We start from the raw sequence: 25281 nt of genomic DNA on the forward strand, positions 1-25281 counted from the left end.
GCTTTTTAACCATTTAAGACATATAAGTTTCAAATAAGCTCAAAATGGAACATGAGGCGTTAAACCTTCCATTTTGTTATATTCCTTATATGGTAAAACGAAATATTGATAAAATTAATATCCTAAAATATCTGCAGGTTATGATCTGATTTTTTGGTTAATACAGTATAGGCATTCGCAAACTGTTCCTGTTTTTTTCTTCCGAACAGGTTACCCAAAGTTTTTTTGATGCGGTATTCCAGTTCGATTTTTAAGTTCTTGGTAAATGTTTTTGGTGCTTTTCTGTTGATAAACTCGTTAAACTTTACGGTTTCGGTTGCTGTCATCGAAACTTTATCTTCTAAAATTTCCAGCCCTTCGCTCTGCAACAGGAATCTTAAAGAGGTTGGCGTATACATGTTGATGTGGCCGTAATCTAAAAAGTGTTTCATCCTCTGGTCTACACCATAACGGTAATCTTTAGGCACCTCTACCACAATATATCTAGCAACTCTTTTTAATTCGCGGATCAAAATCCGTTCGTGTTCTACATGTTCTAAAACGTGCGCAAGGATAATCAGATCGAAAGTATCGTCTTCGTAAGGAATTTTATAGCCATCAAAAGTCTGTGCTTCTTTTAAGCTCGAAAGGTTACGGTCTTTAATAATGTCGACACCACTTTGTGCAATTTCCAGGGCATAAAGCTCAGGTGCAAAATGCCATTCGTTTAAAAAATGTAGAATACTGCCATCGCCTGCACCAACTTCAAGTACTTTTTTTGGTTTAAGTCCTTTGCAAACATCAACAATATTCCGGGCTTTATATTTGGCTCCAAGCATCCGCCAGGCCACATCGCTGTTGGTATAAAAATTATCGTAGGCCGTTTTTACTTCTTCGCTTAACATGGTTTCAACTGTATTAAATACCTAAACAATTATCCTGTTTATAAAACACCGAAGTTGCTTTTTCGTAAAAAAGTCCGGGTGAAATGCCACTAAAGCTGATTTCTTTAAATCCCTGCTCTTTCAACAGCACACGTGCAGGATGGTATACTTCGCGTTCGCTATCATCCAAAACCAATACGCCGTTTGATGAAAGTGCTGCCACACTATGCTTACAACAGTTTACACGGTCGCGGCCATCAACAATAATAATGTCGAATTTTTTATTGAGCAATATTGCTTTTTTAGCATACTCACCATCTTTTTCCAGTTGACAGAATATCATTTCGGCATTGGCCGGACTTGTATTTTTAACCTTATCGTGCCATCCTTTATCGTGCTCAACAGAAGTTACAGAACCAGCTCTTTCTGCATAAAAAATGGTAGAATTGCCTGAACCATACTCGAAAATATGTTGGTTTTTGTTTATCCGCTCTTTAATAAAATCGATAAACGAATAAGTTACCCAGGGTAATGCTTTTCCCTTGCCATCTACGGCCTGTTTTTTATCAAAAGCAGTAAACCAGCCAATGCTGTTCAGATAGCCTTTATGCCCGTATGATAATAATGCCTTTAGCCTGTTTGGCTTTGCAACTAATGTGCTTAATGCTTTAAGAGTACTCAACGTTTAAATATTTTTTGAAATGCTGTGACCAAAAATAATGATTTTAACATCATAATCCCCTGCTCCCTGGTTTTTGGGATGAACAAAAGATAAAATGTTGATATTACGCAGGCAATAAGGGTTGCAACAGATGCACCAACACCACCGTATCTTGGGATTAGCCAAAGATTTAGGAGAATATTAATAATTGCGCCTGCAGCCGTTCTGTAAAATGAAATCTTGGTAAACCCTTCTGCCACCAGATATTGTGAGCTCGCTGTTCCTAAAAACACGAATATCCCCGACCATATATGAATAGAAAGCATCGGTCCGGCACCATCGTATTTACCCTGATAAATAATGTGAATAATATCATCAGCAAAAAAACTGATAAACAAGGCAACAGGTAAACTGATAAAAACAAGCAGATCGTACAGATTTTTAAGGCGTTTCTGATAACGGTCTAAATCTGTTTTTCGTGCATTTAGCAATGCAGGAAATACGGAGGTAACAATGGCAATAGGAATAAAATACCAGGCTTCGCTTAAATTTTGTGCAGAACTGTAAATCCCAATTGCTTTACTGCCGATACTTTTTAACATCACCACATCTATCTTCATATAAATGGAAACCATTACAGCAGAGAGTATGAGCGGAGAAGATTTTCTTAATAGTGATTTTGCCCGCTGTTTATCAAAACTCCAATCGAAGATGCTGAATCCTCTTTTCTGATAAACCATAACAAGACCAATCGCCAGGATCAGTCCATCCAGAACATAGGCAAAAATGATATAGATTAATGGCAACGAAAGTACAATAATGGCTACTTTAATTATCGAAATGGTGATTAGACAGATATTCTGTACCTGTACCACATATTTAGATTGCACCTGAGACTGAAAGTAGGCATCGATAACATTAAACGATTTAAAAAAAGAGGCAAAAGCTAGCAAACCAACCAATAAAGTTAATGGTTCTCCTGGCTTTGATGACAAATGATGGCTAATGAGGTAGATTCCTACAGCTACCGGAATAAGCAAGGCATTTGTTATGATTCTTAGCCATAACGATGTTCCTAAAATCTCATCGCGTTTTGCCGGTTCCTGGATAATTTCACGGATAATAAAAGTGTCGAGCCCCAAGGCACCAACGGCAGCAAGAATAGCCACCAGCGAAAGTCCAAAACTTAAATCGCCGAACGAAACAGGCCCAAGATAACGTGTAATTAAAACATTTACAATGAGACTTAGGCCCTTGCCAAAAATTACCCATCCCGTATTCTTTAAATACTTGTTAAATGCTTCTTCGTTAAAACCTTTTATGGCGGGTAATTTCATTAACGCAAAGATGTAAAAAAATGTGCGTTATGTATGATATCTTAAATTCAAATTATTTTTAGTCCATGCCTGAAGATCAGCCTTCACTTTTTGTCTCCAGCACTTTGCTTTCTGTCGCTTTAGCTTCAGGTGTAGGTGTTGGCGCAGGATTTACAATTGGCGCAGGTTTACTGTTTAAAGGTGCACCAACTGCAAGATCGCACCTGTGGTTTGGCTGGCCGTGCGGAGGATTTAAACCTTTGCCTACTTTTACTGCTGGTACCTGTGTAACTGCTGGCTGCGTAATGGTAACTACCTGTGTTGGTTTACTATCCAAAGGTGCACCAATAGCAATATCGCACCGATGGCCCGGTTCGCCATGTTTAGGATTTAATTTCTTGCCTGATGTATTAACAACAGCGACTGCAGGAGCAGGGCTTGGTGCAGGTTGTGGCCCGGCGTTTTGCTGGGGCTGAGCAACGGCGGTTTGATTTAATGGAGCACCAACAGCTAAGGCACAGGTGTGGCCGGCCTGGCCGTGAGGCGGATTAAAAATAAGGTTACTTTTTGTATTTTGTACTACTGGCTGACTGGGATTGATTTTTTGCAAACCCTCCAAACCAGTAGGGGTAGCGATCATGGCTTGAGTATTTTCTTTCTTTTCGCTGCTGTTACAGGCACAAAGCAGGGCAACAGCCAACAAGTAAAAAGGATATTTCATGAGCATTGGGATTAGGTTTACCCAAATATGGCAAAATTAATTTAGGCCTGAAAGCTCTTTTCTATTCTTTCTAACTGTTTTAAATGATGCTTTAAATGGATTTCGATAAACCTAAGCCATTGGTTGGCATTTAAGTAGCCCAATCGTGGGTGTTTGGTTTTGCAGTTTGCTTTTGCATTAGCTATTAATGGATAATATTCTTCCAGCGCTTTTTCTACTGTTAAAATAAAATCAGAGGCTTCAGTTTTGCTTATTTTTTTAACACGCTCAATAAGCCTTTTTGGCACTTTATATTTTTGTGCAGGCGGGAAGGCTCCAAAAAACAAAATTAGTTTTACCACAAAATGCGTGGGTTTATCTTCCCCTTTTCCGGTAGCTGCATGCGAAAGCGCGATTAAAGAAAGCAGGCTCGAATCGAAGATATGAGAATATACCTCACTATAACTCCAGCCTGAGATTGGTGGAACGGTTTGAAAAATGTCTTCCGGGTACTGAGATAATTTAAATTTATAGGCATCGATAATCTGTTTTACCGATGCCTTCACTTTTGCTGCGGCCATTTAATAAAGATAGACTGAATTACGCTTTCTCCAAATATTTTAAGAATTCATCTTTATAGTTAAAAAATTCGAATACTTCGGCAAGTGTAAAGTAATTCTGTGGATCTACAACTGTTTGATAAAGTGTTTTTGCCGTTTTCAGGCGTTCCTGATCAAAAGTGAATGTTTTTAGTATCAGTTTACACTGACTGCTTGAAAATGAGGCTTTTTTGTTTACTGCGCTGATTAATCTTACCCTTTCGCTATCAAAACTGCATTTTTTGTAACTGGCATAAAATTCCTGAAAAGCCTCAGGTGATAACAACCGGTAATTCATATCGGGCTGCGGAAGCACTGTAGGAACAATACCGGTATTGTAATTTCCTGTGTAACCATCAAAATCATTTAGCATATATTGTCCGTTACGGTAAATATCTAGCTGCTTCAGTGTATTCAATCTCCGATTGTCTAAACTTAAAATTAGCCGTTGTCCAGGGATAACGTTAACTTGTTGTTTTAAGATTACGGTATTGCCCTGAATAATGGATAGTGTTGGTGCAGAATTGTATACATCATAAAAACGGAACCTGCCGTTGGATGAAGCAACAAGTTCATCATCTAAATATACATTATACTTGCCTGGATTAGCGATCTGCAGGAAAACTTCGGCTGACCGGCGGTTGTTTTGAGCGAAACTTAGGGTAGCAAAAAGCATTGCCAATCCTAAAAAGATGGTTGTTTTCATTTTAATTAAGGTTTCATTTGTGTGTGTTTTGAAATAATGCCAAACAAATGCCAAAACCAAACAAAAAAGGATAGAATTAAAAAAGTTTCAACAATTCTTCCAGATGCACAATTTCCTGTTTAACATCTTGAGGTTTTTCTTTTTGCAAAGGATTGAAAAAAATGGCTTCAATCCCGAAATTTAATGCACCGTAAATATCGGCCTCCAAACTATCACCGATCATAATACTTTCTTCCTTCAGGGCTTTTGCCTTATCCAGTGCATATTCAAAAATGATGGGATTTGGTTTATTTACACCCACATCTTCTGAGATAATTACATTTTTGAAATAAGGATTGAGATTTGAGAGGTTCATTTTGGTTAAAGTAGTTTCTTTAAATCCATTGGAAATGATGTGCAGTGTATATTTTTGTTGCAGATAGGTCAGTACATTTTCTGCTCCCTCGAACAGATTGGTTTTAGTAGGCGAAATATTTACATAATCAGCCTCAAACTGATGCGGAACGGCATCGGGGTGAATACCCAGTTGGATAAATGTTTTGCTAAAACGTTCAGACCTTAAAAAATCCTTTGTGATTTTACCTAAATGATAATCGGCCCATAACTGATGGTTATTTTCAGTATAGGTAGTGATAAAATCGGCACACGATTTAAGGCCAAGTTCGTCCAGTTTATAAGTATGATAAAGCTCGTTTAATGTTTCTTCGGCATTGCGGTCAAAATCCCATATCGTATGGTCGAGATCGAAGAAAATGTGTCTTTTCATTTGTGATGATTTTTCACAAAGGTAACCTAATGATGTTTGACCTGAAAGTTCGGGTTTAATTAAAAAGAATGCCTGAAGTTTAAAGGAGTAAACCCTGCCCTAAGTGCGATGTTACTAAGTGGAGCAGGGTTTTTGAATGATTTTGTTTATTAATTACGCTTTCCTCACTGCCGTTTTTAATACGGAGAGGAGAAAAAGGATCAGAAATACGATGATTACTGGTGCAAAAACTTCTAACCAGCCTATGCGCCCGAAAATGATTTTGATGATAAAGAGGATGCCGCTAAAAAGCATCCCCAATAGGATTAAGATTTCTTTAAAACCTCTTTGTTTTGTTTTCTTAGTTCTTCTTTTTGCCACAAGATTTTTTTAAATGGTTAACTTATAAACCTGATTTTGATAATTAGGTAGTCACTTTGTCCCGATTTTAACATCGGGATCAGAGTCTATCTAGCAGGAGAGATGCTGATCCCGAAGATTCATATGACACAAATGCTTTTTTCCGCTCCTATGCCGCGAGGGCATGGTACTTTGGAGCGCCAAAGTACCCAAAGCGCTTCGTCAATCCAGCAATGTGCGTTCACACGAGGCCCATGCACATCAAAAAAACAGCGGCACTTTGTTTTGTGCAGTAAGTATCAGACAGATTAAAGTTTTTTGTAAGACCTGCACAAAACCACTGCGTTTAGGTTTGGCAATGCCAATTGTCTTATTTTGCAACTGTTTTTTTGATTTCCCCGCACCTGGGATTGACGGGCGTCCTTCGGTAAGACCTGTTTGGGGTGCAAAGCAAGCTACCATAACTCCCTAAAAATATGTGTTGACGATCGCGCTGGCTTAATGGGTTCATAATTAGTTCTCACGAATGAGTATTAATCAAACTTAACTTATAAAAACATAATTTCAACACGCCTGTTCCTTTTCCTCCCACTAGCTGTCTTATTTGAGGCAACCGGATTTTCAATCCCTTTTCCCGTAGCACTTATCCGGCTTGCTTCGATATTTAATGCCGTTAAATGGTTTTTGAAGGCATCGGCCCTGGCCTGCGATATCTGCTGATTAACTGCTATCGGACCATCGCTGCTGGCATAACCATCAATTTGGATGGATGCCGCAGGGTTTTTGATCAGATAAGCGACAATGCGTTTGATTAAAGCACTGTTGGTACTGGCAAAAGATGATGAACCCTGAACAAATGTTACCGGTACGGAATGGTTTAAAGCTTTAAGTGCTTTTGTTTGTAATTGGGCAGGGGCTGCATCCAGACTGGTTTTTCTGATCGGATCTTCTTTAATCGCCGGTGATTTTACCTGCGTAACAGCAGTGGTATCTATACCGCTAACTTTTTCTTTTGCTGGTGCAGCAGGCGCAACAACTGAAGCCGGATCGGAAGAAATGTTTGGTGCAGCTGTTTTTGCCGCAGGATCTGTTTTGCCTGATGCATAATACCAGATGCCACCACCAACAACCAGTATCGCGAATAAACCGATTAACCAGCCCCGCGATTGGCCAGCGGGTTTTTCGATCTCTCCTTTTGAAAGATCAAATTTAGATGGCTCTTTTTCAGAACCATCGTTTTTATTTAAATCGAATGCCATAATTTTATTTTTTAGGTGTACATCTCCACTAAAGTTTGCAAACTGCCGGTATGTGCCCTGCCCATCGCTTCAAACTCCCAGCTTTCGCCGGCACGGAACAAACGTCCGAATTCTACGGCATCTTCATTGGTATATTGGTCTTTCAGGTCGTAACGCAGGATCTCCGAACCATTGCTTTCATCCACAATCCTGATGTAGCAGTCGTTCACTTTTCCAAAATTCAGGTCTAATGTTCTCCTGTCTTTTTTATTGTCGTTAGGATATTTGCAGATGGTACAGCAAATGATAATCTGCTCAACCTTAGGGCTAACTTTTGATAAATCAATAAACATATCTTCATCATCGTCGCCATCGCTTCTGCTTCCATCCGGATCATCAATGGCACCGATAATTGCCCCATCTTCGGTAAATGGTCTGAAAAGGCCTTTTTCTATTTTATCCTCAATTTTATTACCCATACGGAGCTGTCCGTAAAAGGTAAAGTACGAATCAGAAGGAATTTTGAAATCGCCACCAATTGAAAATGCCGAAACATCGAGGTCGAACTCCGGACCGCCGGGTTCTTCATTGGGATCCCAGCCCATTCCTATTTTTACGATGGTGAGTCCGGGTGCTGCCTTGGAAAGAGAGAACCTGTCTCCCTTATTTAAATTAAAACTGCTCATTATTGATATAATTCTATTAGTGTATTTAAACCGCCCGAAAAGGCCTGGCCCAGTGCCTCTACATTCCATGCGCCCCCGTTTCTTGAAATTGAAGCAATCATCAGCGAATCTTCATTTGTAAATTCCTCTTTAAGCAGGTACTGGCATAAAACCGATTTATCGGCATTGTTCCTGATATTGATATAGGAGTTTTGAACGTGGCCAAAGTGGTGGCCTCTTTCTTCACTCTGATCAATGGTTACTGCGAAATAAAGGAACTCCACTTCCGGATCTATTTTGGATAAATCGATATGGATTACTTCATCATCTCCATCGCCCTCGCCACCCCTGCTATCGCCCGGATAATGGGTAGAACCATCAGGGCTGGTGTTATTGTTATAAAAAACAAAATATTCATCGGCAAGCAGTTTGCCGTTTTCGCCCAGCATAAATACGGAGAGGTCGAGGTCTACCGGGTGTCCGTTAACAACAGCGGTATCCCAGCCCAGGCCGGCAATAATGTGTTTCAAGCCCGGTTCTTCACTGATCAGGGAAACAGGTTTTCTTTTTTCTATTTGTATAGCCATTTTGTTAAGTTTTAGATGTTATATGCCCTAACTCTTTTTTGGAGGTAAAGGCGGTGGTTTTACCGGATTGTTTTTCGTGTTTGGTGTTGCTTTTATTTCGGGCAACCTGGGGATGTTTACCGGTTTTGGCACATCGTTTTGCTTTTTGGGTGGTAAGGGCGGAGGCAGTTTTGGTGTTGGAAGGGCTGGCCGTGGCAGTACGGGAGGCGCAGTGGGTACTTTTGCTTTAACACTGTAACCGGCATTGGCAATGGCCTGAAAAATAGCCAGCATGGCATCTTTAACATCAACCGGCTGCAACGCGATAACATGATGATACTTTTTAAGCAGTTTATCAGAAAAATATGCGGTGCTGATTTCTTCTGATCCAAGCAGGATGATTACGCCATCGGCCTGTAAATTGTTTGCCCTTAACAAATCGTCTATCGCCGTAAAAATCATCCCGTCATTCGCATAATATTGCAGCCTGTCGTTCAGGTTTTTTTCCTTTACGTTAAACCAATACCGGTTTCCGTCGGATAGTTCGGCCTCACCTTTAATAATCGGACCAATGTTTTGAAGTAAAGCCGCACAGAAGGGAAGCAGGAAAGCGATTTCAGTATCTTTATTAACAGACAGATAAGAATTTTGCAGGATGATATATTCTACAATCATATCGGCCAGGATTTTTACCCTCGGGTCGGCTCCCTGACCTACCAGTTTGGCCGATCCAAGCACTTCAGCCTTACTATTTTTGTAGAGGTTTAAATAAAGTACATCATCAATGCCATTCATTAATAAAATGGCCTTGTTGTTTGGCAAAATCTGCTTTTGCGTAAGTATATTAAAAAGGGTATGGTGATATGCAATGCGGTCTAAATTAAAATAGCCAGCCTCCTGAAACAGGTTTTCGATCAGCGATTTCTCATTGTCTTCAATATCATCATCAAATAAAAAGCGCAAAGGGAACTGCTGCCTGTACGATTCGATAGATTCGGATTTATATAATACGGTGTTTAAAAAGTGCGATAAATATTGTTCTACACCGTAATAAAATAGCTGTTTAACAGGTTTTTTATTACCATATATACTGAAATGTTTAGCCGGATCTTTTACAATTTCGAAATAATTGCCATAGGCGTAGGGATCGTTTTTGTAAAAGCGTTCCCTGGCTGCGGCGCCAAAAATAAAATCGTTGCCGTTTACATAAAAGTATAAGGGAACCTCGTTCGATTCCCTCATTTTTAACGGGGCATAAGGGTTACTGTCTGATTGATACCAGAAAGTAACCGTCCGCTTCGATATTTTTGCCAATACACAGAATCCCATCGCTACTATTGTTTTTGAATGCCTTTAAGCAGGTGTTTTTCGAAGAATTTCATCCCTTCGAGAATGATGATCGGCGCTACATAATCGAAATCTTTCTGATCATCGTGTTTCCGCTTTTGTGCTTTGATAAAATCTGGCTCGCCTTTGATGTAGTTCTCGATGTTCATATCCTGAAAACCCGCCATAAAATCTGTGGCATTCATTTTCAGCCCAAACATGCCGGATGATACCTTGTAAAACAGATCGGCAAAATCCATAAACCTCGGGCAGTGCGGTTTGCCTTCCTGCGGTAAACAGATAAAATGATTGCCAATATGCTCCAGCATTTCGGGCGTAATGGAATTGGTTGATTCGAGGTATTTAAATTCGCCATTTGGCGTAACCACACAGAAATTATCTTCGCCCAATATCTCAATGGCCTGTTTGTTGGTGGGTACCAAAATGCTCGTGATATTGGTTGGGATGGCCAAACCTTTCGATACTTCGTATTTAACATCGGAATTATCTGTTCCGCGTTGCGAATTGATATCGATTATTTTTAAAGGGTTGGTGCTGATCGGACTAATGGTTTGTTTGGCCACTGTTTCGCCGCCCATTCCCCTGATAAACATCTGTGTATAATAATCATCGGCTGCGGCCGGATTTACCGCGGTAAACCAGTCGAATATCCTTGCGCCTTTACCCGCAAATGCAATTTTTATTTTTGGTGGAATGGCCTTAACCTGGGGTGGTGCATCTTCCGATTTTAAAATCTCATTCCTTAACTTATAAGCCAGCTGACCTGCGTAAAACATAATCAGGCCGGTAACGTAAAGGTTAATGCTCATCATTTCCTTACATTCGGCAGCGATTAAGAGATAAAAAGTTTCAAAATCCGAAGCTTCCAAACGGTCTACAACCTGTTCGAAATAATAGGGTGCGGTATTTTCGTTAAATTTAGGTGTACCGGAATTTAAACCCTGGATTGATATTTTTTTCTTTTCACAGATCCTGAGCAGCACGTTTTTAAAGTTGGGCGAAAATTTGGTTGCCTGTGCTACGCGTTCGGCCGCAAAACGGATGGAGTTCTGTTTAATCATTGCCTTTCCACCTTCCATCTGGCACAATGCGGTAATATCTGTTGTACTGCCGCCAATGTCGAAACAAAGTACCAGTTCTCCGGGGTTAATGGAGTAACCACCGTTTGGGCGCACCAGGTAATTGGCTACAGCACAGGCTTCTGATAATGATTCTTCGTTGCCTAATTTTTTGAAATCGAACCTTACCGGGCCGGTTTCCGTTTTGATATCTACCGCTGTAAGTGTTCTTTTAGCCTCATTGCCCCAGCCTGTAGCAACCGCTGCTTGCGGTTGTTCGCCCCAGCCGCTATTGCCGGTATCGGTTGAACCCCATGCCGGTGTTGTGGCGGCAGGTGCTGAAGCCTGACTGCCCCAGCCACCCGGTTGAGCTGCAGTAGACCCCCAGCTACTGCTGCCGGATGTATCGCCGATATCAGAAAGATCGGAAGGAGGGAAGGTTTTTAATTTAACGTTACTTTCAATCGGTGATATTTCTTTAAGCGAATCCCATATACCCCTGTATTCGCTTAATAATTCTTTACCCATTGATGAGGGGTACGACCATTTTAAGGTGTGTGGCTCATGCCCTTCGATAAACAATTGCGCATATACATGAAGCAATAAAGTACTTAAATAGGCGGTTTTGTAACTCTTGTCAATTTGCTGGGTAGACCATTTCATGTTGTACACCAGCTCGGCCCTGCCAATGCGGTTATAACCTAAAATGTAGCGGTTGTTTTCTGCATTTTCGATCGGCAGGTTTTTTTCAAAACACGGGAAACCACCCTTTACAGACTGGGCCATTAAGGAATTAACCTGGATGTTGCCATCGTTTACCACTCTTCTCGAATCGTGGATGGTTAATACTGATTTGATGGAATTGGTCAGGATTTCGTCGTTCTGGAAAAAGAAGATTTCATCTTCCACCGCTGGTCGTTCATCGTTGTTTTTACTATCGCTAGCCAGTAACGATACCCTTTTATTGGTGAGTTTCAGGTTTTCGCAAACCTCGTTCCGCTGATCAGAAAAATAAGCAATAGAAGAATTTGTACTGCCAAAATCGACACCTAAAAAGGCTGGCGACAATGTCCTTGGTGCATTTAACATGTTCACCGGTAAAGCCTGCGTATTGCCCGATCCATCGTAACGGATAATTCCAAAACCACAATCAACGCCTGCATGAGCAAACTTTACACCTTTAAAAGGTTTATTGCTTTCGTATATCTCGTATTTGTATTTATTATCGGCCACTGCATTGTTTGATGCAATATGTAACTGCGCTTTAATGTTGCCGTATTTTTCAGGGATTACTGCTGCCTTTCCGTTAGCGGCCAGGTATAAAGGAATGCCCTTTTCATCCAGTACAATCCTGAAAAAATCGTCGTCCACATTTCCGATAAATGGCGTAGCCTGAAACTTGGCATCGTTATGCGGTATTTCCGAATACAGAAAATAGCGGTTCCATTGTTTGGAAATAAAATTGGGCCACATTAAAATGTCTTTACCGCTGATCAATTCGGAGGTTACCCTGTAAATGACCTCTTTAACAATTTCGTTTCCGGTTTCAGTATATAACTTTAACTGAACAATCAGGCGTTCACCATCTTTATCGGCCGGGTCGTAAATGGCGGTAATCCGCGATTTTACGTTCGATGATTCGGAAATACCTACCAATGCATCGAGTGTGGCACCGAAAACATTTAATGCCAATGGTGTTAATGGCAGGGTAAAATAAGCATAGTTGTTCAGCTGCCCTTTGGTTTCGGCTGCCAGTAACAATATGGGTTTGGTTTTCAGGAAATTCCGGGTTTCCATGCCATCCCTGCCAAAATCGATCTGTGCAATTTCGGTGGTATCGGGAAGCAGTAAATCTTTTGGATCAAACAGGATACTTCCTTCTTTCGATTCGTTGTAGATAATCCCTTCCGAGCCGAATAATGCTGTAGAATAGTTAAAAAGAAGGCTAAAAGGATAATTGAAGAGGGAGCCAACTTCGGGGGCGGTAGATTTATCGAGTTTAGGGTAACCTTTTGCCTGCTGATAAACAACCATATCGTTTATCCAGGCCTGGATACAGGTAGAAATATTGCCATACTCAGGCCTGATCAGCTCTTCTACACCGGCATAATTTAACCTGAACTTTTCAATGTTATCTAAAATGTGTTTGGCATAACCATACAGTGTAGAAAGTTCCTGCGGGTTAATTTCCGACTGTAAAGGATCGATAAATTTTCCGTTCTGTACGTTAATGAAGGGGAATTTCTCCCTGATCTGATAGGATACCGAAGTAAAAACAAAACTATCAGGAGAGGTTCCGCCGATCACATGGCCTTTGAATGAGATGACATCAATAAAGGGTATCCTGTCGGCATTATTGGCCAATGATTGATCGCACCACAAAGGTTTACGCTCAAATAACATATTGCCAAATGCCCCGGTAGGCTCGTAGATGTTCGTTGTTGTGTTTAAACTCTCACCGTCTGAATAAGATAGATGGATTCTATTTGCTTCTATATCTTTATAGTTTAAAGCTATACAGCTGATCAATCCTTTCCATTCGCTGATCAGCGATTTATAGAATAACATCAAACCTGATGCTTCGGCTTCTTTATCGCGGATATTATCTATGGCATTCTTGAATAAATTAGCACGGGCAAATACCGATGGTATGCCGGATACAATTGTTCCGATATTAACAGCAGAATTACCGTCCTGGTCTACTGCGATTTCGGGAATGAGGATGTTTTTGGTAAATACTTCAAGCTGGGGGATTTTATCCCAGGCAAATTCGACTCCGTTCGGTTCTGTTTTTGGATGAACTTTTATCGCCAGTGCTTTGATTCTTTTATCTAACATGGTGCTTTAGTTTATATCGAAGTTTTGTGAAATGGTAAGTGCATTAAAAATGTGCGCAAGGAATTTCTCTTTAGTGGTATTTACTTTCTGCTCGTCTTTTGGGTTGGTGTTGATCAGTTTTTCGACAAAAAGATCATAACGATCCCTAAAAAGGCCTCCTTTACTCCAATGGTGTTTTTCATCAAGGAAAATGGTACCCACATCCAGTTTTTTTAGTTCAGTTGGGTTATCCGGAAATGCCTTACTATCGAACAGGAACCTGCCAGGGGCAACGGAGTTCCTTACCTGATAAAGCCAGCCGGGTATAAATTTGGCATCTTTAAAGGTGTAGGCAAAAAGCTTGAAATATTCGTTTATATCTTTACACTCCGCATCGGTAATGGTACTGTATTGGTTCAGTTTTTGGTTTTCGCACTGTTTGATGAAACCTTTTATGCCGCCATCATCAAAAGCGCCACCGTTTTTGGTTAATGAAATGTGTGCCAGGGAGAAAAAAGCACCCAGCTTGTTTACAAATATTTCGCCCGATTTATTTTCGTTGCCTATAAAGTCGTCAAAAGAGAAATTGAACGAATTATCTTTAAATTCTACCGCTTTATAGAGATAATCGGCCTTTGCGCTGTTAAAACCATCATTCTGGGTGAAAAAATCGTAAGCGGCACAGGCACACAACAACTCTGTAATGTGGCAGGGGTTTTTCTGTTCGCTGCCACCGGTTATGGTCTGATTGGAAACATTGTTGCCATCAATTTTTTTGCTTTCTATTGGCCAGCCGATATGGTAAAGCAGTTTATAACATTTCTGAACGGTAGGGTCGCTTTGGTAAAACTGCAACGCAGCCTGACTGTTTAGTGGAAAAAACGATGAATCGGCAATTACGCTATTGGCTTTGCTGGCTTTCTGTTTATCATCTGGTTTATTAAAAGTGAAATACTCTGTTAATAAGGTAGAGCCAAATTTGGCCTTGGCGAAATCAATACTGGCATTTCCGTTAGAGCGGATTTTCACAAAATCCTGTAAGGCTTTCGGGATTACCGGAATAGATGATGCACCTGTACCACCGAATATAGAACCAAAAATAAAAACCCTGGCATTTGCACCGGCACTTTCCAGTTTGCCCATAAAAGCGTCTAATTCGCGTTCCTGCGATTGTACAGCAGCGCCTTTGATGATATTACGGGCGGCTTCTACTATGCCATGGTACATCAGCATAGAGCCGAGGTGGGTTTGTGCCCGGTAGCCATGATCTAAAGCAAACTCCTGTACGGAACCATTATCCAAAAACAGGTCGGATATTAATTTGTTGGCTTTCTGCTGTTCAGGCGAACCTGTGGTAATTTTGCTGATGTTTTTATAGGTTTCCCTTCCAGGCCCGGCATAATTGGTGAAAAACCGGTGTAAATTCAGTTTTGCCGAGAAAAAGGTATTTGCATTTGGCGTTCCGCCTACACTGGTACCTGTTGTTTTAACCCGGTTGTAAAGGCCGATCAGTTCTTCGACCCGTCCTTTATTTCCGTTGTTCTGATCGGTATCAAGCGTGAGGATTTCGATTTCCTGATTGTCGAACATCCCTATTCCACATAAGTGGGTAAAGGCTTCCAGACAACGCATCCCGGTACCGCCTATGGCGATGACGAATAATTTATCCATTGATGTTTTGATTAGGGATTAAAACCAGTGTCCGATTTTTCCGGTTGCAAATACTTTGCTCAATACAAAACCGATGATGATATAGATGACGAAACCGATAGCTGTACCGATACTCAGGGCGGTTACATAATTATTTACGACCATAATATTTGCATCAGGCTTGAATGCATAATAACCCAGTAAAAAACATACTGCTGGATTTAAGATGGCCAATACCCAGAACCAGGTTTTGCGTGCTTTAGGGTCTTTAGGGTTGCTCCCTCCCTCGAACCTGATGGCGTTTGCAATAATGGCCGATAGCAGCAAAAAGATTAATGCGGTGATGATGGAGATGATGTAAGCTGAAGTTGATTCCATTTTAGAATTTATTTTAATGATTTAGATTACTGTTTAGTTTTGATGTAGTACGAGTACACTACTTTATCTACAGGCTTAAGCTCCTGCAAGGTATTTTTGATTGATTCGGATAAAGCTGTATTAGGGGTGTTTTTAGCATTTAGCCATTCAAATTTGGCCATTTTAACGCCCTGTAGATTAGGTGTGGCCGTGTTTGATAAAATATCTACCCTGATCAATCCCTCAGGATTATGGATGTTGGCTGCACTGAATTTAGGGTCGAAAGCAACACCAAATTCTACATGCTTTGGGTTAGATGCCCTGGTATTGGTAAAAAGGGTTTGGTTGAGGGTAAAAACCTCACTGATTGGATTTGATGGCTGTGTTTTATAAATCCATTGTTCTTTTAATTTTCCGTCGGGATTGTAACATGCCTTTGCAATTTCATCCTTTTCCTGATCAGAAAACTTTGCCTCGCCATTACTGCCTTTGCTTAATTTGGGTTGGTGTTTTTTAGCTTCTTCTGATTTTGCAAAATTTTCGAAATCGGTGGTTACATCCGAAACTTTTACGCTGAAGTTTCCAAAAGTGTAGCTATCTTCATTACTGAGGTCGATAAAAAGTTTCCTGAAGAAATCGTTAAACTGGTTTTGCGCTGCGTAAGTGCTGTGCAGCTGATCGATATTTTTCCAATCTAATCCGAGCGGATTAAACTCAAAGTTGTGTCCGTTTTTTAATCCATTGATGTAACTTTCTTTTAAATCGAGTACATTTTTGGCTTTGTCTGATTTTGCTGTCTCATCATAAAAAATACCACCCGATTTTTCTGAAGGATATCCGGTTGATAGCTGATAAGCGGTGTTGGATAAATCAAACCTGGTTGTTGAGGGAGCAAGCTTTGATGCGAGTTTTGAAATCATGCTGCCTGCATCCGGCTTGCCAGAGCTGAATATGGTGAAATAAAGGTGTTTGTTAACCTTGCCTTCTTTATAATCGGCAATAAAAAAGTGAATGGAATTGCCTTTTTCGAGCCATTTGGAGAATGGGATTTTTAGAAAAGCGGTGTTGGTAACCTCTATGTTTTTTTGCCACTCCTCAAAATCGGTAATAAGGAGGGCATCGCTATTACCGGCCACAATTTTTTCTACTGTTGATTGTAAAGGCGCCCAGATGTCAGCATATTGTTTCGGGTCGCTTACCTGTTGGCCCAGTTCGGTAGTATTGGCTACGTTCAGTAATGAGATTTTATTAGAACCTAATTTGTAAACTTCAAACTGCTGGGCCAGAATGGTATTGAAGCAGGCCGACATCATATTTTTAATCGTTGGATCGCTAAAAGCTTTGTTTATACCAGATGAGAAATCGATGTAAAGTGCTGGTGTGCCCCTTTTAGTTTCATTGCCTGAGCTTATAACGTTATTGTACGCTTCTATACGCTTTCCCAAATCCTGATCATAAAGATTGAAGTTTGTAGCCGCGAAGGGATCTTCTGATTGGGATCCTCCTGAACTTTTACAAGCTGAAATTGCAAATAGTCCCAATAGTCCCATTAACCTGAAAAATTTCAGGGTATTGCCTGTTTTCATAATTTATACATTTAATGCTTTTAGTATTGTTTAGCTGATCAAAAGTATAAGCAGGGCAACGGCAATCCTTACGGAAAACCGTAAAGCGGATATTATGGTTATAAAAAATTGAGATGATGTTTTAGGTGAGCCGGTTTGTTTAAGTTTTAATGCTCCATCCTGTAAAAACTAAGTTGATCTCAGTGGTTATAATATATATTGCGCGGTTTAATTTACCGCCTTAGTCACCTTAGAACAGTTTTACCATATAAGAGCATGTAAGCTTATATGATCCTTCAATGTCTTACATGGTGATCAAAAATGCACTTGGTTATAATTTACCACCTTAGTCACCATGGAACATCTAAGCTGTTGAATGGCATTAGCTAGCCGCAAAAGGGTTTTACCATATAAGAAATATAAGAGCATGTAAGCTTATATGATCCTAAATGTCTTATATGGTGAAAAAAATACGCTGATTTTTTGTCTTTCGGTTTGTGGTTGCGATTCTGTAAAACTCAGGTGATCTCAGGTGACTCAGGTGGTTATAAAATAAATATTGGGTTGTTTAATTTACCACCTTAGTAACCTTAGAACATCTAAGCTGTAAATGGCATTAGCCAATCGTACAAGGGTTTTGCCATGTAAGAAATATTAGAGCATGTAAGTTTATATGGTACTTAAATGCCTTACATGGTGAAAAAATACACTGAATTTTATTCTTTTGGTTTGGTCTTTATGCTTCCGCCCACCGCCTCACGCTTTATTACCTCATTTCTTTCTAACAGTAACTGCTTCATATAACGGGTTAAGAAAAGTTTTTCAGCCAGCCATCCTAAAATGCCTAAGGGTGCTTTAAACTTAAAAATGTCGATCATTTCAGTTTGATTACTAATCGTTTTAAAAGCGTGCTGATGGTGAAGTTTTTTGAATGGTCCTCTAACCATTTCGTCAATGAATGAATTAGGATACTTAAAGGCTGTAATTTTATTGGTCATTTCGAAATAAATGCCAAAATGTTTGGCCCTCCAGGTAACTGATTCACCTAAGTTGATTAACCCGTTAACCTTTCCTGTTATGGCTTGTTCTTCCGAATGCTGCATTGATTGGATATGAAGTTCGATACTTCTAGATAGATCAAAGCAACGCTCAATTGGTGCATTGATCAATGTTTTTAAAATGATTGCAGGCATAATTAATTCGTAATTATTGAAATCTTAATTTTTTCTGCCCACGCACTTGGGCTTGCCTCGGCTCACCGCCGCCGAAAGGGCTCTTTCTTTATCCTTGATGATAAAGAAACAAACAATCAAGGCTTGCATCCTTCCTTGTAAAAAGCTACGGAAATCTCTATTGCAGCAGTATCCAGGCTCTTTCCTTTACTTATATCCCATCGCTCCCGCTTGATCCTGCCTTGGGCTGTGGGGTATTAAGATTAGTGCAAAGATTTCCATGCTTTTCTCTACGGAAATCTGCTATGCCAAATTGCATCATGCAATGGAGTTTTCTTTCAAAATATCTAATCGACCAAAATACTACCCGATCGGTGCAATGATTAATGTTTTTAAAATGATTGTAGGCATTATTAAAGATTTTGTATTATGCTTAGCGTTTAGCGCCAAGCGGTTTGCGTTTAATATTCCTGATTGGTTCCGCTTATCGCCCAGCGCTAAACGCTTTTCGCTCGGCGCTCAGCGCTTCCGCCGCCTCCCTCACTTCCCCATACTTAAACTCAAATCCACCATCTAACAACACTGCCGGTTTAACCCACCTGCTTTTTAAAATCAGCTCTGTTTCTGTTCCGATAATTTTTGCACCAATGGCCAGTAACCAGGCAGGTGTAGGCATACCGAAACCAATACAAAAAGCTTTCCTGATACTGCGCATAAACAAATCATTTTTAACTGCATTTGGTGCGGTGCAGTTTACAACACCATTTATTTCAGGATGGTTGAGCAACCATTCGATACTTTGGGCAGCATCCGTTTCGTGGATCCAGCTCATGTATTGTTGTCCATTGCCCTGTTTGCCGCCCATGCCGAGTTTTACGAGGTTGAGCAATCGCGGAAATGCACCATCCTGCAAGCCTAGCACGATACCCATCCGGAGCGCTATTTTCCTTGTTTGAGGTGTTTCGGTTTCGAAAAAGCTGTTTTCCCAGGCTTTGCAAACTTCAATAGAGAAACCAGTACCGATTTCACCCGTAAACTCATCTTGTTGACGGTCTTCCGCATGACGATAAATGGTGGCAGAAGTAATATTGATCCAAAGTTTAGGTGAATTTTTAAGGCCTTCTATCACTTTGCCCAATAAACGGGTGGGGATTAATCTTGAATCAAGAATTTCCTTTTTGTTTTTTTCGGTGTATCTGCAGTTTACATTTTTGCCACAAAGGTTAACCAGCAGGTCTGCGTCATCTAAACTAGCTGCCCACTCGCCCATGGTTTTGCCATCCCATAGTCGTGTTTTGATATTGCCATCATTAGCTTTTGGTTTTCGGGCAAGAATAATTATCTCATCGGCTACGCTACTAAAGTATTTGGCCAGTACATTACCTAAATAACCATTACCGCCTGCCAGTACAATTTTTCCGTATTTCATGATGTTATAATAAAAAGATTAAACCTAAAACAATTAAGCGGTAAAGCGCCCAGCTCACGCTCATTAACCAGCCTAACTTTAATAATTTACTCCTGCGGATGTGCTCCAAAAACATCAGCCCTGCAACCATCAAAAAATAAAGGATAAAAACGACTGGTTGAATATGAAGGTGCTTAGCCAAAATCAGAACTGGCAAAAGCAACAATAAACCTGCGAATGAAATCGTCATCATGTTGCCCAGGTAATTCCATAGTTTTTCTTTCCGGTAAAAAAGAACAATAGCGGCCTGAAAAAATAACTGTCCGCCGCAAATTAAATATTCGCGGTATTTATTGCCAAGGGGTACAAAATCGGTTAGCAAATGTGCATAGCCAGTTAGTATATAAGCTGTAATTAACCAGGTAAAAAGTAAGTAAGCAATGCGGTAATGGATTTTAAAAGTAGGCTGTATGGTATTTTCCTTAACCGCTGCGGGTATAATTACCTTACGGTTATAAGAGATAAAAGCATAAAATTTTTGCATCAGGTAAATAAACGGACCGAACATAAACAGGGGTTTGAAAAAGGGCATGGCGTGCGCTATAACTTTAAACAAACTCTGTATGCCATAAGTTACTTCGCCATTTTCGGTATTTACCAGCGCAATTTCGTTGGCTGCCCGCTGCCTGTCTACCAACGGACAGATGTCCTGTGGCATTTCCTGATAAGCTTCTCTACCATCTTTTGCCAACATACCAGTTTTAACAAAAACCTTGGTGTAGACATAACACATCGGGCATTCGTTGTCGAATAAAATCACATGGTTCTTAAGCGTTTTCATTTTATGTAAATTTTAATACTTTCAGTAAATTGTGAAACATTGATTTAAAAAATTAAGCCCAACTATTGGTAAGGCTTTTTTGGGGTTTAGGGCTAAGCGTTTGGCGTTTGGCGGTTAGTGTTTAGCGGTTATGGTGCGCATGTTTTGATCCTATAATCTTGATACTTGATACTCCAATCTCGCTATCCTAATCTTGCTACTCCCTATTTAAACACCTTCAATATCGAACCCCAGAACCAGCTTTCATCCGCCTTTAACATCGTTTCTAAAGTTTTATCTACATTTCCGGCGAGTTTGTTAATGTCTTTAATCGATTTCTGGAAAGTTTTAAACTCAGGGTCTTTTTCATCGCCATTTACCGTAGAAAGTTCATTCAATACCTTTAAAACAGGCTCCAGTTCTCTTTTCTTACGTTCTTTAGCTACCTGACGGGCAATATTCCAGACATCTTTATCTGCAAAAAAGTATTCTTTCCGCTCACCGGCTTTATGTTGCTTTTCGATCAATCCCCAGCCAATCAGGTCGCGGAGGGTCATGTTGGCGTTTCCTCTAGAAATGCTCAGTTGCTCCATAATTTCTTCAGTGGTAAGTGCCTCTGCCGAAATCAGCAACAATGCATGTACCTGTGCCATGGTGCGGTTAATTCCCCATTCAGAGCCCAATTTACCCCAGGCTTCTATAAATTTCAACTTTGCTGCTGCCAATTCCATACACAAATATAACTATATTTTTAAACTTTCAAAAATTATTGAAACTTTATTTTATTTGAAAGTATTTATTGTTTATGTTTTAATTCTTCGAGTACATTTTGCCAGTTATGCTGTCCGCCGCTTACCTTTTGTAAAAGATCTTTTTGCGTTGGATCAAAATAAACCGATAACCTTAAAACAGGCAAAGCCAGGCCTGGTTGAAACATACTCCCCGGTGCAAAACCAGGTTCGTTGTTTTTCGCCCGGTCGCGATCGAACTTAACCGTTGTATTTACATATTCTTCGTGCTGTTTTTCGCCCTTAATGTACGGAATCAACCATTCTACCGATTTTTTGATTGACGATCCTTTTGGCGATTCGTAAGTATAAAAGTTGTTGCCCTTTGCCCTGTCGATCATAATTGCCAGTTTTAGCATCGGTTCCAGGTCGTAAATGTGGTAATGCATGGCATCGCGTTCTTTAAAATCTAAACTGGTACCATCGGCATACAAGTTAATGTTGATGTGGCTTTTCAGGTTATCAATTGCCCAATTAATCAACTCCAGGTTATTGAGTGCATAACCGATTTCGCCAACTTCTTTTAAGCGGTGGGCATTCCAGTTGTTAATGGCAGTGGCCCTTCCTGCTTTCATACGTTTACTGTTTATTTCTGCCCAGGCGGTCTCACTCAGCCATTTTTCGATCTCTTTTTTATCGGTGGCCGGGATGTCTTTTTTGATCAGATCGTAAGCTTCAACTGCCGGATCCAGGTTGGTATCATCAATAGGATCGCCATTGGGTTTATTGTTTTTTGCCCATGCGGAAAGAAATTCTACACATTTGTTTAAATATTTTTGATCGCCATTAATCTGGTAAGCAAGTGCCAGTGTAAACATTTTATTCATGTCGGCCAGGGCCTGCTGGGTTTTCACTTTCTTCGGATTTCCCTTCAATAAACCCTCTGTTCTGATGGTATCTATAGGGTTTGGCTGCTCATCAAGGTATTTTAAAGCCGATTTTTCGAAGCCCTGATAAAGTTTTTGGGTTTCTGTATCGTTTTTGATGGCACTTTTCAGCTTTGCGGTTTCGTTGGTATTTAAACTTACAATCTGCCCGAAGGAAGCAAAAGAGAATGAGGCAAAGGCGATTGTAACAACAAACTTTCTCATAATAAATAGGTTGAATTGGGATTCTTTGTTACAAATCTAATTTTTTATTCGGCATGCATTTAATTTATTCCTTTTTTATACCGCCCAAATTTTTATTTTTGACGTTCGTTTAAACTTAAACAAACCTTAATGAATAACTGGTTTAATAAAAATGGCATACACCTGGCCATTATTGCATTTTTTGTAGTCATCACTTTTGCCTACTTCAGTCCTGTTTTGCAGGGTAAAGCGCCACAGCAGGGCGACGTTTTGCAGGCTAAAGCCATGCAGAAAGAAATTATGGATGTTAAGGAGAAAGATGGCAAAGGGCCACTTTGGACCAACCAGATGTTTGGCGGTATGCCCGCTTACCAGATCTGGGTGCAGTATCCGCTTAACATTACCACTTATGGTATTGATGTAATTAAAGGCGTATTTCCTGATCCTGTTGGTACAGTGGTATTATACCTTTTAGGTGCTTATTTATTGTTCTGTGTATTAAGGATTAATCCCTGGCTGGCTGCTGCGGGCGCCATAGCCTTTGCATTTACTTCCTATAACTTTATCATTATAGCGGCGGGGCACAGTAATAAGGCTTTAGCCATAGGCTTTTTTGCCCCTATTCTGGCGGCCATTATTCTTACTTTAAGGGGCAGGTACCTGGTTGGAGGAAGTTTGCTGGCCTTGTTTATGGCTTTGGAGATCCGTTCGAACCATATCCAAATGACCTATTATTTATTTATAGCATTGTTTATTTTAGGCTGTATTGAACTTTATCACGCTGTTAAGGCAAAACAGCTTGCTGGTTTCGGTAAATCCGTGGCTTACATTGTGGCTGGTATTTTCCTTTCTGTGCTGGTAAATGCCGGTACTTTATGGACTACTTACGAATATGGTAAAGAAACCATCCGTGGTAAATCTAACTTAACTACTGATAAGGCGGAACCTGCAAATGGTTTGGATAAAGCTTATGCTTACCAGTGGAGCCAGGGTGTTGGCGAGAGTTTTACTTTTCTGATCCCCAATTTATATGGTGGTGCCAGTGGCGGACAGTTGGATCCTAACGGAAAGTTTATTAAGATTTTGCAGGATGGCACCGTATCAAACGCAATTGCACCAATTTACGGACAGGAAACAGAAAAGGCCTTGAATGCAATTGCACAAAATGCAGGATCAAATTACTGGGGTGATAAACCTGGTACTTCTGGCCCTTATTATTTTGGTGCTATTATTTGTTTCTTATTCGTTTTTGGTTTATTTATTGTTAAACACCGCTGGAAGTGGTGGATATTAGGAAGCAGCGTTTTATTGCTGTTCCTATCATTCGGACAAAATTTCCCTCTAATCTCGGATCTTTTCTTCGATTACCTGCCTGGCTACAACAAGTTCAGAGCGGTAGAATCTATTCTTGCGGTGGTAGGCTTATTGGTTCCTTTATTAGCTATTTTAGCGGTTAAAGAAGCACAGGACGGTAAATATGATCAAAAATACCTGGTTCAGCGCCTTACCTGGTCGGCTGGAATTACCGGAGGTTTTGCACTTTTAATTGCCGTTGCTCCAACAGCATTTTTCAGCTTTACCAATGCTACGCAAACGCAGTTAACCGGATGGTTAAACCAGATTACACAAAATAATACATCGTTAACAGCCCGGATTCTGGATGCTGTTAAAGCCGACAGAGTGAGTTTAGCACGTACCGATGCTTTACGTTCGTTGGTGTTTATCGCAATTGGTTTTGGTCTTACCTGGGCTTTTATCACTAAAAAAATGAACATGCAACTGGCCTTTGGTTTGTTGGCTTTGTTCGTGCTGATTGACTTATGGCAGGTAGACCGCCGTTACCTGAACAACCAGAATTTTGTAAGTAAATCTGATTTAAACAATCACTATCAGCCAAGGGATGTAGATAATTTTATCTCGGCTGATAAAGATCCAAACTTCAGGGTTTTCGATTTATCGTTAGGCGATCCCTTTAAAAGCGCCGAAACTTCTTATTTCCATAAAACCGTTGGTGGTTTCCACTCGGCAAGGTTAAAACGTTTCCAGGAACTGGTGGATAACCAGATGACGAAAAGCATCAATCAGGATGTTTTGGATATGTTAAATACCAAATACATTATCACGCAGGATCCGCAAAACGGATCTTACAAGATGCAGCGTAATGCAACTGCTGCAGGTAATGCCTGGTTTGTACAAAGTGTGCAGTTTGCCAGAAATGCCGACGAGGAAATGAAAGCCATCAGTAGCTTCGATGCTAAAAAAGAAGCTATTGTTGACGAAAGTTTTAAAAATTCGATCGATACTAAACGTTTGGGTACCGGACAGGAAGGTTTTATTAAATTAACCAATTATAATCCTGATCATTTAACCTACGAATATTCTACCGCTAAAGATGCAATTGCTGTATTCTCGGAGATTTATTACAACAAAGGTTGGAAAATGTATATCGATGGTGTTGAAAAACCATATTTCAGGGCCGATTATGTTTTACGTGCAGCACAATTAGAGGCCGGTAACCATAAACTTGAATTTATTTTCCACCCAACTTCATATTATGCCGGTGAGAAAATCTCTTTAGCAGGCTCAATCCTGTTATTAGCCGGTTTAGGTTTCGGTTTTTATTCAGAAGAAAAGAAGAAAAAGAAAGCGATTAAAGCTTAATTATTTCTTTAAATAGATTTACACCCCGCAGGATTTTGATCTTGCGGGGTTTTTGTTTTTAGTCCGGGGTCTATTTCTTTTCTACTGTCCGTCATTTCGAGCGGAGTGCAACGTAGCCGAGAAATTTGTCTCGAGATAGATCTCTCCGC

The 25281-nt window shown here is 40.3% G+C and carries 22 protein-coding genes; 1 reads left to right on the plus strand and 21 read right to left on the minus strand.

All coding sequences use genetic code 11. The features are described 5' to 3' along the window. Positions 1-122: 122 nt before the first annotated feature. The 21 genes from DRW42_RS21140 to DRW42_RS21245 all read right to left on the minus strand — a co-directional run bounded on the left by DRW42_RS21140 (position 123) and on the right by DRW42_RS21245 (position 22492). Positions 123-884 (minus strand): class I SAM-dependent methyltransferase, encoded by a 762-nt coding sequence (locus tag DRW42_RS21140; protein ID WP_113950827.1) that lies wholly within the window; start codon positions 882-884, stop codon positions 123-125. 13 nt (positions 885-897) lie between these two features. After that, complete coding sequence (locus DRW42_RS21145; RefSeq protein ID WP_113950828.1) at positions 898-1545, minus strand: class I SAM-dependent methyltransferase; 648 nt, start codon at positions 1543-1545, stop codon at positions 898-900. Next, positions 1542-2861, minus strand: a complete 1320-nt coding sequence (locus DRW42_RS21150) for a flippase (RefSeq protein WP_113950829.1) — start codon at positions 2859-2861, stop codon at positions 1542-1544. Before DRW42_RS21150 ends, DRW42_RS21145 begins: the two co-directional genes overlap by 4 nt. 76 nt (positions 2862-2937) lie before the next feature. Then, on the minus strand, positions 2938-3561 hold the full coding sequence (locus DRW42_RS21155; protein WP_113950830.1) for a hypothetical protein: 624 nt from the start codon (positions 3559-3561) through the stop codon (positions 2938-2940). A gap of 41 nt (positions 3562-3602) precedes the next feature. After that, positions 3603-4121, minus strand: a complete 519-nt coding sequence (locus DRW42_RS21160; RefSeq protein ID WP_113950831.1) for a DinB family protein — start codon at positions 4119-4121, stop codon at positions 3603-3605. 19 nt (positions 4122-4140) lie between these two features. After that, entirely contained in the window at positions 4141-4845 is a 705-nt protein-coding gene (locus DRW42_RS21165; RefSeq protein WP_147243789.1) for a proline and serine-rich protein 1 family protein, read from the minus strand. A gap of 76 nt (positions 4846-4921) precedes the next feature. Further along, positions 4922-5611, minus strand: coding sequence for a YjjG family noncanonical pyrimidine nucleotidase (locus DRW42_RS21170; RefSeq protein WP_113950833.1), 690 nt, complete (start codon positions 5609-5611; stop codon positions 4922-4924). A gap of 153 nt (positions 5612-5764) precedes the next feature. Further along, positions 5765-5971 carry a hypothetical protein gene (locus DRW42_RS21175; RefSeq protein ID WP_113950834.1) on the minus strand — a complete coding sequence of 69 codons (207 nt, stop codon included), beginning with the start codon at positions 5969-5971 and terminating at the stop codon, positions 5765-5767. A 527-nt stretch (positions 5972-6498) separates the two neighbouring features. After that, positions 6499-7209, minus strand: coding sequence for an OmpA family protein (locus tag DRW42_RS21185; RefSeq protein ID WP_113950836.1), 711 nt, complete (start codon positions 7207-7209; stop codon positions 6499-6501). Between the two features lie 11 nt (positions 7210-7220). Beyond that, a complete protein-coding gene (locus tag DRW42_RS21190) occupies positions 7221-7874 on the minus strand; it encodes a TerD family protein (protein ID WP_113950837.1) in 654 nt (217 codons plus the stop codon). Next, a complete protein-coding gene (locus DRW42_RS21195; protein WP_113950838.1) occupies positions 7874-8440 on the minus strand; it encodes a TerD family protein in 567 nt (188 codons plus the stop codon). The genes DRW42_RS21190 and DRW42_RS21195 overlap by 1 nt, the downstream gene beginning before the upstream one ends. Positions 8441-8467: 27 nt before the next feature. Further along, positions 8468-9748: a hypothetical protein gene (locus DRW42_RS21200; protein WP_113950839.1), complete on the minus strand. Its 1281-nt coding sequence runs from the start codon at positions 9746-9748 to the stop codon at positions 8468-8470. Between the two features lie 5 nt (positions 9749-9753). Continuing rightward, positions 9754-13662, minus strand: coding sequence for a hypothetical protein (locus tag DRW42_RS21205; protein WP_113950840.1), 3909 nt, complete (start codon positions 13660-13662; stop codon positions 9754-9756). Positions 13663-13668: 6 nt separating this feature from the next. Further along, positions 13669-15312, minus strand: a complete 1644-nt coding sequence (locus DRW42_RS21210) for a hypothetical protein (protein ID WP_147243790.1) — start codon at positions 15310-15312, stop codon at positions 13669-13671. Positions 15313-15330: 18 nt separating this feature from the next. After that, the gene (locus DRW42_RS21215) at positions 15331-15669 is read right to left on the minus strand and encodes a hypothetical protein (RefSeq protein ID WP_113950842.1); all 339 of its coding nucleotides are present in this window, start codon (positions 15667-15669) and stop codon (positions 15331-15333) included. 26 nt (positions 15670-15695) lie between these two features. Continuing rightward, on the minus strand, positions 15696-17234 hold the full coding sequence (locus DRW42_RS21220; RefSeq protein ID WP_113950843.1) for a hypothetical protein: 1539 nt from the start codon (positions 17232-17234) through the stop codon (positions 15696-15698). Between the two features lie 695 nt (positions 17235-17929). Further along, positions 17930-18406 (minus strand): SRPBCC family protein, encoded by a 477-nt coding sequence (locus tag DRW42_RS21225; protein WP_113950844.1) that lies wholly within the window; start codon positions 18404-18406, stop codon positions 17930-17932. 463 nt (positions 18407-18869) lie between these two features. After that, entirely contained in the window at positions 18870-19814 is a 945-nt protein-coding gene (locus tag DRW42_RS21230; protein ID WP_113950845.1) for a TIGR01777 family oxidoreductase, read from the minus strand. Between the two features lie 4 nt (positions 19815-19818). After that, positions 19819-20634 carry a DUF393 domain-containing protein gene (locus DRW42_RS21235; protein WP_113950846.1) on the minus strand — a complete coding sequence of 272 codons (816 nt, stop codon included), beginning with the start codon at positions 20632-20634 and terminating at the stop codon, positions 19819-19821. 203 nt (positions 20635-20837) lie between these two features. Beyond that, positions 20838-21344, minus strand: coding sequence for a GbsR/MarR family transcriptional regulator (locus DRW42_RS21240; RefSeq protein ID WP_113950847.1), 507 nt, complete (start codon positions 21342-21344; stop codon positions 20838-20840). A gap of 65 nt (positions 21345-21409) precedes the next feature. Continuing rightward, entirely contained in the window at positions 21410-22492 is a 1083-nt protein-coding gene (locus tag DRW42_RS21245; protein ID WP_113950848.1) for an alginate lyase family protein, read from the minus strand. 129 nt (positions 22493-22621) lie between these two features. Between DRW42_RS21245 and DRW42_RS21250 the strand changes: the two genes are divergently transcribed. Next, positions 22622-25132 carry a YfhO family protein gene (locus DRW42_RS21250; RefSeq protein WP_113950849.1) on the plus strand — a complete coding sequence of 837 codons (2511 nt, stop codon included), beginning with the start codon at positions 22622-22624 and terminating at the stop codon, positions 25130-25132. Positions 25133-25281 lie beyond the last annotated feature (149 nt).

The sequence above is a fragment of the Pedobacter miscanthi genome (assembly GCF_003315595.1).
Taxonomy (GTDB): Bacteria; Bacteroidota; Bacteroidia; order Sphingobacteriales; family Sphingobacteriaceae; genus Pedobacter; species Pedobacter miscanthi.

Coding starts and splice junctions, on each gene's coding strand:
- DRW42_RS21140 (WP_113950827.1), bottom strand. CDS start 884: ATGTTAAGCGAAGAAGTAAAAACGGCCTACGATAATTTTTATACCAAC.
- DRW42_RS21150 (WP_113950829.1), bottom strand. CDS start 2,861: ATGAAATTACCCGCCATAAAAGGTTTTAACGAAGAAGCATTTAACAAG.
- DRW42_RS21155 (WP_113950830.1), bottom strand. CDS start 3,561: ATGAAATATCCTTTTTACTTGTTGGCTGTTGCCCTGCTTTGTGCCTGT.
- DRW42_RS21160 (WP_113950831.1), bottom strand. CDS start 4,121: ATGGCCGCAGCAAAAGTGAAGGCATCGGTAAAACAGATTATCGATGCC.
- DRW42_RS21165 (WP_147243789.1), bottom strand. CDS start 4,845: ATGAAAACAACCATCTTTTTAGGATTGGCAATGCTTTTTGCTACCCTA.
- DRW42_RS21170 (WP_113950833.1), bottom strand. CDS start 5,611: ATGAAAAGACACATTTTCTTCGATCTCGACCATACGATATGGGATTTT.
- DRW42_RS21185 (WP_113950836.1), bottom strand. CDS start 7,209: ATGGCATTCGATTTAAATAAAAACGATGGTTCTGAAAAAGAGCCATCT.
- DRW42_RS21190 (WP_113950837.1), bottom strand. CDS start 7,874: ATGAGCAGTTTTAATTTAAATAAGGGAGACAGGTTCTCTCTTTCCAAG.
- DRW42_RS21195 (WP_113950838.1), bottom strand. CDS start 8,440: ATGGCTATACAAATAGAAAAAAGAAAACCTGTTTCCCTGATCAGTGAA.
- DRW42_RS21200 (WP_113950839.1), bottom strand. CDS start 9,748: ATGGGATTCTGTGTATTGGCAAAAATATCGAAGCGGACGGTTACTTTC.
- DRW42_RS21205 (WP_113950840.1), bottom strand. CDS start 13,662: ATGTTAGATAAAAGAATCAAAGCACTGGCGATAAAAGTTCATCCAAAA.
- DRW42_RS21210 (WP_147243790.1), bottom strand. CDS start 15,312: ATGGATAAATTATTCGTCATCGCCATAGGCGGTACCGGGATGCGTTGT.
- DRW42_RS21215 (WP_113950842.1), bottom strand. CDS start 15,669: ATGGAATCAACTTCAGCTTACATCATCTCCATCATCACCGCATTAATC.
- DRW42_RS21220 (WP_113950843.1), bottom strand. CDS start 17,234: ATGAAAACAGGCAATACCCTGAAATTTTTCAGGTTAATGGGACTATTG.
- DRW42_RS21225 (WP_113950844.1), bottom strand. CDS start 18,406: ATGCCTGCAATCATTTTAAAAACATTGATCAATGCACCAATTGAGCGT.
- DRW42_RS21230 (WP_113950845.1), bottom strand. CDS start 19,814: ATGAAATACGGAAAAATTGTACTGGCAGGCGGTAATGGTTATTTAGGT.
- DRW42_RS21235 (WP_113950846.1), bottom strand. CDS start 20,634: ATGAAAACGCTTAAGAACCATGTGATTTTATTCGACAACGAATGCCCG.
- DRW42_RS21240 (WP_113950847.1), bottom strand. CDS start 21,344: ATGGAATTGGCAGCAGCAAAGTTGAAATTTATAGAAGCCTGGGGTAAA.
- DRW42_RS21245 (WP_113950848.1), bottom strand. CDS start 22,492: ATGAGAAAGTTTGTTGTTACAATCGCCTTTGCCTCATTCTCTTTTGCT.
- DRW42_RS21250 (WP_113950849.1), top strand. CDS start 22,622: ATGAATAACTGGTTTAATAAAAATGGCATACACCTGGCCATTATTGCA.